Origin of the sequence: Streptomyces sp. NPDC056480, from assembly GCF_042795405.1 — a bacterium.
GTDB lineage: Bacteria > Actinomycetota > Actinomycetes > Streptomycetales > Streptomycetaceae > Streptomyces.
The window spans coordinates 1-1351 of sequence record NZ_JBHTSA010000260.1 but is presented as its reverse complement, the minus strand read 5'-3'; the positions used below and the strand labels follow the sequence as shown (position 1 = coordinate 1351).

The following is a 1351-nucleotide window of genomic DNA, read 5'->3' as shown; positions in this document are numbered from 1 at the left end:
GCGTGGGCCCGCCGTCTCCGCCCGCCCGGCTCGCCGCGTGGGCCCGCCGTCTCCGGCCGCCCGGCCCGCCGCGTTCGCCCGCCCGCCCTCTTTGGTCTAGACCGCCTGCTACCGTCGGCCGGACGCAGGCCGGTCGACCGCGACCGGCCGCGGGGACAGGGGAGGCGCCGTGGGCGGCACAGAGACGGTTCGGGACCGGAGCGCCGTAAGGGCGTACATCGGCTCCTTCACCTCGGCGGGCGGGCGAGGAGTCCTCGCCGCGGACGTGGACGCGGAGACCGGCGCACTGACCGTCACCGGCGGCAGCGACGCCCTCGCCGACCCCTCGTTCCTCGCCCTCGCGGGCCCCGTGCTGCACGCCGTGTCCGAGACCACCGCGGGGGCCGTCGCCGCCTTCGACGTCAGCGGGCCCGCACCCCGGCTGCTCGGCGCGCCCGTCCCCGTCGACGGTGCGGCACCCACCCACCTCGCCCTCGCCGACGGGCACCTCCTCACCGCCAACTACACCTCCGGCAGCGTCACCGCCCTGCCGCTGGCCGAGGACGGCACCGCCCGACCCGCCACGACCGTCCTCCGCCACGAGGGCAGCGGCCCCGTCGCCTCCCGGCAGGCCGGCCCGCACGCCCACCAGGTGCTTCCCGACCCCAGCGGCCGCTGGATCGTCAGCGTGGACCTCGGCACCGACTCCGTACGGATCTGCGCGCTGGACCCCGGCACCGGGGCCCTCACCCTCCACGGCGAGACCGCGCTGCGCCCCGGCACGGGACCGCGCCATCTCGCCTTCCATCCGGCCGGCACGCACGCGTACGTCCTGAACGAGCTGGAGCCCACCCTCACCGTCTGCCGCTGGGACGCCGACGCCGGTGTCCTCGAACCGCTCGGCGAGACCCCCGTCGTCCCCGAGGGCACGCCCGGCCCCAGCTACCCCTCCGAGGTCGTCGTCGCCCCCGACGGGCGCTTCCTCTGGGCCGCCGTGCGCGGGGACGACACCCTCGCCGTGCTCGCCCTCGACCCCGACGGCGGCGAGGCCGTCCTGGCCGCCACCGTGCCCTGCGGCGGCACCTGGCCCCGCGACCTGACCCTCGCCCCGTCCGGCCGGCACCTGTACGCCGCCAACGAGCGCTCCGGCGACGTCACCTGGTTCGCCCTCGACCCCGAGACCGGGATCCCCGCGCGCGGGGGCTCGATCGAGGCCCCCGCCGCCTCCTGCGTCGTCTTCGGCTGAGGCCGGGCCGCCCCCGGGGCCCGACCGGGCCCGGGACCCGCGGGACCGTACGCCGAAACGCCGAAACGCCGAAACGCCGAAACGCCGAAACGCCGAAACGCCGAAGGGCCCGCACCGGACATCCGG

Annotated in this window: 1 protein-coding gene; it reads left to right on the top strand. The window is 77.8% G+C overall.

Going from position 1 to position 1351, the window contains the following annotated elements; translation table 11 throughout:
- Positions 1–169 precede the first annotated feature (169 nt).
- Positions 170–1225: a lactonase family protein gene (locus ACFQ79_RS40715; protein ID WP_383593442.1), complete on the top strand. Its 1056-nt coding sequence runs from the start codon at positions 170–172 to the stop codon at positions 1223–1225.
- Positions 1226–1351: the final 126 nt, after the last annotated feature.